5 protein-coding genes are annotated in these 5,424 nt (G+C 71.7%); all 5 read left to right on the top strand.

Annotation, left to right across the window (positions count from 1 at the left end; translation table 11 throughout):
* A partial coding sequence (locus tag VGW35_00895; protein ID HEV8306194.1) for a molybdopterin-dependent oxidoreductase occupies positions 1-2,035 on the top strand: 2,035 nt, incomplete at its 5' end.
* A gap of 68 nt (positions 2,036-2,103) precedes the next feature.
* Positions 2,104-2,829, top strand: coding sequence for an ABC transporter ATP-binding protein (locus VGW35_00890; GenBank protein ID HEV8306193.1), 726 nt, complete (start codon positions 2,104-2,106; stop codon positions 2,827-2,829).
* Between the two features lie 10 nt (positions 2,830-2,839).
* Positions 2,840-3,811 carry an ABC transporter substrate-binding protein gene (locus VGW35_00885; protein HEV8306192.1) on the top strand — a complete coding sequence of 324 codons (972 nt, stop codon included), beginning with the start codon at positions 2,840-2,842 and terminating at the stop codon, positions 3,809-3,811.
* Positions 3,812-3,851: 40 nt separating this feature from the next.
* Complete coding sequence (locus VGW35_00880; GenBank protein ID HEV8306191.1) at positions 3,852-4,688, top strand: ABC transporter permease; 837 nt, start codon at positions 3,852-3,854, stop codon at positions 4,686-4,688.
* Positions 4,685-5,424, top strand: a 740-nt coding sequence (locus VGW35_00875) for an ABC transporter permease (protein ID HEV8306190.1), incomplete at its 3' end; no start/stop codon positions are given. The genes VGW35_00880 and VGW35_00875, both read left to right, overlap by 4 nt.

Genomic DNA, 5,424 nt, shown 5'->3' with positions numbered 1-5,424 from the left:
CTACGCCGACTATGGCGGGGACGCCGTCTACGGGGGCTCCTACGGCTGGAGCAGCGCGGGGCGCTTCCACCACGCCCAGAGCCAGCTTCACCGCTTCCTGAACTGCCTCGGCGGCTACGTGCGCGCGGAGCACACCTACAGCAACGGCGCGCTCACCGTCATCATGCCGCACGTGGTCGGATCCGTGCGGGGCTATCTGGACCGCGCGACGGCGTGGTCGGTGATCGAGCGGCACACTGAGCTGTTCGTGTGTTTCGGCGGCATCCCGCTCAAGAACACGATGGTGACCCCGGGCGGCGCCAGCCGGCACCCGACCCGCGACCACCTGCGGGCGGCCACGGCCCGCAGGGCGGAGTTCGTGCTGCTGAGCCCGCTGCGGGACGACCTGCCCGAGTTCGTCGGTGCGGAGTGGCTCCCGGTCGTGCCCGGGACCGACGTCGCCGTGATGCTCGCCCTCGCCTACGCCCTCGTCGAAGAGGGGCTCCACGACCGCGCCTTCCTCGCGCGGTACTGCGCCGGCTTCGAGCGCTTCGAGGGCTATCTCCGGGGGACGGAGGACGGCCGGCCGAAGACGCCCGAGTGGGCCGAGCGCCTGTCAGGGATCCCGGCGGGGACGATCCGCTCGCTGGCCCGGCGGATGGCCGCGAAGCGGACGCTCATCAACGTGAACTATTCGCTCCAGCGCGTCGAGCACGGGGAGCAGGCGCCGTGGATGGCCGTCACGCTGGCCGCGATGCTCGGCCAGATCGGGCTGCCGGGCGGCGGCTTCGGCCAGGGTTACGGCTCGCTGGGGTACGTCGGCCGGCCTCCGCTGCGGGTCGGCCCCCCGGCCCTTCCGCAGGGGGAGAATCCGGTCCGGGCCTTCATCCCCGTGGCTCGGGTGGCCGACATGCTGCTGCACCCGGGCGAGTCGTTCGACTTCGACGGGCGGCAGCTCGTCTACCCCGAGATCCGACTCGTCTACTGGTGCGGCGGCAACCCCTTCCACCATCACCAGCACCTGGGACGCCTGCGCCGCGCCCTCGCCCGGCCCGACACGATCGTCGTCCACGACCCGTTCTGGACGCCGATGGCTCGCCATGCCGACGTCGTGCTGCCCGCGACCATGACGCTGGAGCGAAACGACATCGGGGGGTCGCCCAACGATCCGTGCCTGATCGCGATGTCCCGCGCGATCCAGCCGTACGGCCAGGCCCGGAACGACTACGACATCTTCGCCGACCTGGCGGCCGCCCTCGGCGCCGGCGAGCGCTTCACGGAGGGTCGGAACGAGCCGGCGTGGCTGCGACACCTCTACGACGCCTGGCGGGCGCGGGTCGTGGACCGTGGCGGGCCGGAACTGCCGCCATTCGACGAGTTCTGGGCCGCCGGGGTCCTCGAGCTCTCGCACACGGACGACGACCTGGTCTTGCTCGAGGAGTTCCGGGCCGACCCGGACCGGGCGCCGCTCCGGACCCCGAGCGGCCGGATCGAGGTGTTCTCGGCGACCATCGACGGGTTCGGGTACAAGGACTGCCCGGGCCACCCGACCTGGCTCGAGCCCACCGAGTGGCTCGGCGCGCCGCTGGCGGAGCGCTACCCGCTCCACCTCGTCGCCAACAACCCGACGACGCGCCTGCACAGCCAGCTCGACGTCGGCGCCTTCAGCCAGGCCGCCAAGGTGCAAGGGCGGGAGCCGATTCGCATCCACCCGACCGACGCCGGCCGGCGGGGCATCCGGAGCGGGGACGTCGTGCGGGTGTTCAACGACCGGGGCAGCTGCCTCGCCGGGGCGGTCGTGAGCGACGCGGTGCGTCCGAGCGTCGTGCAGCTCTCGACCGGCGCCTGGTACGATCCGCTCGATCCGGCCGACCCCGACGCGATGTGCGTCCACGGAAACCCGAACGTGCTCACCTTCGACCGGGGCACCTCGAAGCTCGCCCAGGGCTCTTCGGGCCAGCACGCCCTCGTCCAGGTCGAGCGGTGGACCGGGCCGCTGCCGCCGATCCGCGCGTACGAGCCGCCACCAACCGAGCACCGGCCGGGAGTGGGCTAACCCGACCTCGTCGACCGGCGAGCGCCCCGCCGCGACGCGCACGGAGCCGTTGCGGTCGGCCCGGCCGTATTCTATGCTGCCCGCGGCGAGGAGGGATCGGCCTGCTCGAGGTCCGGGACGTCCACACCTACTACGGCGACAGCTACGTCCTCCAGGGCGTCTCCCTGAGGGTCGACCGGAGCCAGGTCGTCGGCATCCTCGGACGGAACGGCATGGGGAAGACGACGCTGATCCGCTCCATCATCGGGTTCACGCCCCCCCGGACCGGCCAGGTGCTCTTCAAGGGGCGGGACATCACCGGCTGGCCCTCCTATCGCGCGGTCGGCTTGGGGATGGGGCTCGTGCCCCAGGGCCGGCGGGTCTTCCCCTCGCTCACCGTGACCGAGAATCTGGCGGTGGCCGCCCGGGGAAACGGCGGCGCCTGGAACGTCGAGCGGGTGATGGAATTGTTCCCGCGCCTGCGGGAGCGGGCCGAGAGTCGGGCCGGCAAGCTCTCCGGCGGCGAGCAGCAGATGCTGGCGATCGCCCGCGCGCTCATGTCGAACCCCGACCTGCTCCTCATGGACGAGCCGACGGAAGGCCTGGCGCCGCTCCTGGTCCGGGAGGTCGGACGCGTCATCGCCGACCTCAAGACGCGGGGACTCTCGATCCTGCTCGTCGAGCAGAACATCCCGCTGGCGCTCCGCGTGACCGACCACGTCCACGTCCTCTCGCGGGGCCGGATCGTGCACTCGTGCGTGCCGGGCGCGCTCTGGGAGAACGAGGAGATCAAGGCCCGCTACCTGGGAATCTGAGGAGGGAGTCATGGATCGACGGACCTTCGTGGCCGGGCTGGGGGGTGCGGCCGCGGGACTCGTCCTGGGTCGCCGGCCGGCGCCGGCGGCCGACCCGGTGCGCCTGGGCTACCAGGTGAACATCTGGGGGAGCCTGTCGGTGGTCGCGCTGAAGTCCGGCGCCTTCGAGAAGCTGGGCCTCACCGTCGAGGGGATCCAGGCGCCGGTCGGGCGGCAGACTCGGGACGCGATGGTGGCCGGGCGGATCGACTTCGGCACCTTCGCCGTTCCGACCTTTCTCCTCGGAGCCGAGAAGGGTGACCTCGTCGCGGTGGCCCTCGCGGGTCACGCCGGCAAGACCGTGCACGTCCTGGTCCGGCCCGACTCGCCGATCCGGAGCGTGGCCGACCTCCGGGGGAAGAAGATCGCCACCGGGATCGGCAGCAGCACCGACGCCGTCTTCCAGTCGCGGGTGGCGCCGAAATTCGGGCTGACGGCGGGGAGCTACGAGGCCGTCAACACGCTGGAGCCGGACAAGGTGGCGGCGCTCGTCGCCAAGCAGGTGGAGGCCAGCGTCAGCACCGAGCCCTTCATCTCGGTCGCCGAGGAGCAGGGCCTGGCCCGGTCGCTCCTGAGCTTCGAGACGTACGACCCGATTCCCGTCGTCCTGGCGGCGGGTCCGGGGGTCCCCGATCGCCGCCGCGACGCCACGGTGCAGTTTCTCCGTGCCTGGATCGCCACCGCCCGGCTGTTCCAGGAGACACCGCCGCGGGCCGCCGACATCATGACGGAGGTGCTGAACGAGCGCGGCTACAAGGTAACTCCCGCGGTGGTGCGGAAGGCCCTGGGGCGCTTCGACGTCAAGGTGGAGATGGGCCCGGACTTCCGGGCCTACGCGGTGGCCGAGGCCGAGGGCCTGCTCAAGGCCGGGCGGATCAAGGCCATGCCCGACTGGGATCGGGCCCTCCGGCGCGACCTCCTCGAGCAGGCGATGAAGGGATGATCCCGCAGTCGATCCTGCTCCGGGCGGATGACGTCATCCAGTGAGCCGCGGAGTCGAGGCGGTCGCGCCGCCCGCCGCGCGGCCCGCGTCTCGGGACCGAGCAGCGGCCGGGCGTCTCCGCGCCGCCGGTGAGTTCCTGCTGCCCTTCGCGATCCTGGCCGTCGCGTGGGAGCTCTTTGCCGCGTTCGGCCCGTTGCCGGCGAAGCTCTTCCCGAGCCTCGGGACCGTCATCCAGACCTTCGGCGGCCTGCTCGCCTCCGGCGTCCTCCTGTCGCACGCCCAGGGGACGATCATCCGCCTGGGACTCGGGTTCGCCCTGGCCGCCATCCTGGGGGTCGCGGTCGGGATCGCGATGGGCCGCTACCGCTGGGCCGAAGACGTCCTGTTGCCGCTGGTGAGCATCGGCAGCCCGATCCCGGGGTTGGCCTACGCGCCCCTCTTCATCCTGTGGTTCGGCCTCGGCAATCTTCCGGCGGTGCTGCTGGTCGCGGTCGCCGCCGCCTTCCCGGCGGCCATCAATACCTGGACGGGCGTGAAGGCGGTGAAGGACATCTGGATCCGGGCGGCCGAAGCCATGGGGGCGCCGGAGCACCAGCTCTTCCGCAAGGTGATCCTGCCCGGTGCCCTGCCGTACATCCTGACGGGGCTCCGGCTGGCCCTGGCCCGGGCCTGGCGGGTGCTGGTGGCGGCCGAGATGCTCACCTCGGTGCCCCGCGGGCTCGGCTGGCTCATCTTCGGCGCCCGCGAGTTCCTCAACACCGACGTCATGCTGGCCGGGATCGCCGTGATCGGGATCATCGGATTCCTGCTGGAGCGGGTCGTCTTCGAGCGGCTCGAGCGCTTCACGGTCGTCCGATGGGGAATGATGGAAGCGTGACCCGCGCCTGGCGACGCATCGCGCGGGGCGCAGCCGGGGTGGTGCTCCTCGGCCTGGCGTGGGAGGCCTTCGCCCGCAGCCGGCTCTTCGCCCCGGCCCTCACCCCCACCGTGGAGACGATCGCCGGCGCCCTCCTCCGGATGGTCCTGGACGGCTCGCTCTTCGGCCACGCGCTCTTCACCCTCTACCGCGTGCTGTCGGGGCTCGCCCTGGCGGCGCTGGTCGGCATTCCGCTCGGCCTGCTGATGGGCCGGTGGCGTCCGGCCGAGCGGTTCTTCCTGCCGCTCCTGAGCGTGCTCATGCCGATCCCGTCGCTCGCCTGGGTGCCGCTGTTCATCCTCTGGTTCGGGCTGGGGAACACGGCGACGATCATGCTCGTCTTCTACGCCGCCACGTTTCCCCTGATGTACAACACGTGGACCGGAGTCCGGTCGATCAACCGGCTCTGGCTCCGGGCCGCTTCGGCGATGGGCGCCGACGATCAGGCCCTGTTCCGCAAGGTCGTCCTGCCCGGCGCGCTGCCGCTCGTGATCACGGGACTCCGGCAGGCCTTTGCCCGGTCCTGGATCGCGGTGGTCGGCGGCGAGATGATCGCGGCCAGCGCCTGGGGGCTCGGCTGGGTGATCTTCGATGCCAAGGAGTTCCTCAACACCGACGTGATGCTGGGCGTCCTGGTCGTCATCGGCGGGCTCGGGCTCCTGTTCGAGCGGGTGGTGTTCCAGGCCCTCGAGGCCCG

The organism is Candidatus Methylomirabilota bacterium, assembly GCA_036005065.1.
In the GTDB taxonomy this organism is placed as follows: Bacteria; Methylomirabilota; Methylomirabilia; order Rokubacteriales; family DASRDR01; genus DASYQW01.
The sequence above is the reverse complement of the archived record's forward strand: the minus strand, read 5'-3'. Positions and strand labels throughout refer to the sequence as shown.